Source organism: Blautia sp. MSK.18.38 (assembly GCF_024460535.1).
GTDB classification, from domain to species: Bacteria; Bacillota; Clostridia; order Lachnospirales; family Lachnospiraceae; genus Blautia_A; species Blautia_A fusiformis.
The window spans coordinates 1-1,879 of sequence record NZ_JANFYP010000068.1; the positions used below are offsets into that span (position 1 = coordinate 1).

Annotated in this window: 1 protein-coding gene; it reads left to right on the top strand. The window is 41.0% G+C overall.

From position 1 onward, the window contains the following. The first annotated feature begins 492 nt into the window (after window positions 1-492). Window positions 493-1,788 carry a group II intron reverse transcriptase/maturase gene (ltrA, locus tag NE638_RS17690; protein ID WP_009323505.1) on the top strand — a complete coding sequence of 432 codons (1,296 nt, stop codon included), beginning with the start codon at window positions 493-495 and terminating at the stop codon, window positions 1,786-1,788. The last annotated feature ends 91 nt before the right edge of the window (window positions 1,789-1,879 follow it).

Below are 1,879 nucleotides of genomic sequence, written 5' to 3' on the forward strand. Positions count from 1 at the left end.
AAATTCCAGTTGTGCGCCCAGCTAAGGGTGTGTAGTCAAGCCGGTGGGATTCCGGTTTATCCAAGGTTTAGCCAACCAGATAATAGCGAGTCTTGGGATGATGCCGGTAACGGCATCTGACAAGCGTAGACAGCAAGAAAGCAGGGTTGAATAGTGATTGAGCTTCGAAACGTTAACTTCAGTCGGTCGACGTCTTAACTGGTGCGGAAGACAATATCATGTAATGCGATATGGCGAGTGTTATGTGGCACTGCGGAGTCAGAGAACCAATCATGTTTTACATTGTGAATACACATCAACTGGGGAGAACCTGCCATTTCTCGAAGAAGAGTATGAAATTGCAACTGAAAACGGAGTATTTCAAATGAATGGTAGGTGGTCGGACAATCCCATAGTACTGTAGAAATCGGGCAATGCCGATGGAGGGAAGGGGATTGCATAGTAAAGGTCTTACTGAGGACACATTATCCGTACTCAGGGACGGAGGAAATAATGGAAACGAAATTAGTAAGAATAGCTGAGATATCAGCAACATCAAAACATCCTATATTTACATCAGTGTACCACTTGATAAATGAAGATATGCTAAAGCAATGCCATAAGGAATTAGATGGGAACAAAGCAGTCGGAATTGACAAGGTAACTAAGGATGAGTATGGGAAGAACCTTGATAGAAATATCAAGGAACTGGTACAGAGGTTGAAAAACAAATCCTTTAAGCCACTTCCGTCACTGAGGGTATATATACCTAAAGGAAATGGAAAGAAACGACCATTAGGGATTGCTTCCTATGAAGATAAGATTGTACAAATGGCAGTGAAGAAAATACTGGGAGCTATTTATGAACCGAGATTCCTAAACTGCATGTATGGATTCAGACCGAATAGGGGGTGTCACGAAGCAATAAAAGAAGTATACCAACGGATAAGCTATGGAAAAATCAGCTATATCGTAGATGCCGATATCAAAGGTTTCTTTGACCATATCGACCATGATTGGATGATGAAGTTCCTTGAATGGAATATACAGGATAAGAACTTATTGTGGCTAATACGTAAATACCTTAAAGCAGGAATAATGGAGCAAGGAAAATTCGAGCCAACAGAGGAAGGTTCGGCACAAGGCTCAGCAATGAGTCCGATGCTTGCAAATATATACATGCATCATGTGCTGACGCTGTGGTTTAAGCTGGTGGTGCAAAGGGAAATGCAGGGAGAGTGTTTTCTCGTCAACTTTGCGGATGATTTTGTTGCAGGATTTCAATATAAGTCAGAAGCTGAAAGATACTATAAAGAGTTAAAGGAACGAATGGAAAAGTTTGGACTGGAGCTGGAAAGTAGTAAAAGCAGACTAATTGAATTTGGGAGATTTGCAGAGCAGAATCGTAGAGCAAGAGGAGAATGTAAACCTGAAACATTTGATTTTCTGGGGTTTACCTTCTATTGTAGCAAAACTCGAAAGGGAGGTTTCGTGCCAAAGGTACAGACTTCAAGAAAGAAGTTAGAGCAAAAGGTTAGAGCATACAAGAACTGGATTTACGATAATCGAAATCGACCAATGCGAGAAATAATTAAAGAGTTGAACGTAAAACTAATTGGACACTATCGGTATTATGGTGTTACATGGAATTTTCGGAAGATAACAACATTCCTGCATAGAGTACAACAGTTTCTATTCAAAGCCATGAATCGGAGAGGTTGTAGACGGGCATACACATGGAATGGATTTGTGGAAATGCTCAAGTATTACCCGTTAGCAAAACCTAAAACGTACTATTGTTTATATTGAAGCGAATGTTACTATGAGGAGCCGTATGCGGGAAAGCCGCACGTACGGATCTGTGAGGGGCTAAGATTGAGAGGTCTTAGTCTACTCGACT

Coding starts and splice junctions, on each gene's coding strand:
- ltrA (WP_009323505.1), top strand. CDS start 493: ATGGAAACGAAATTAGTAAGAATAGCTGAGATATCAGCAACATCAAAA.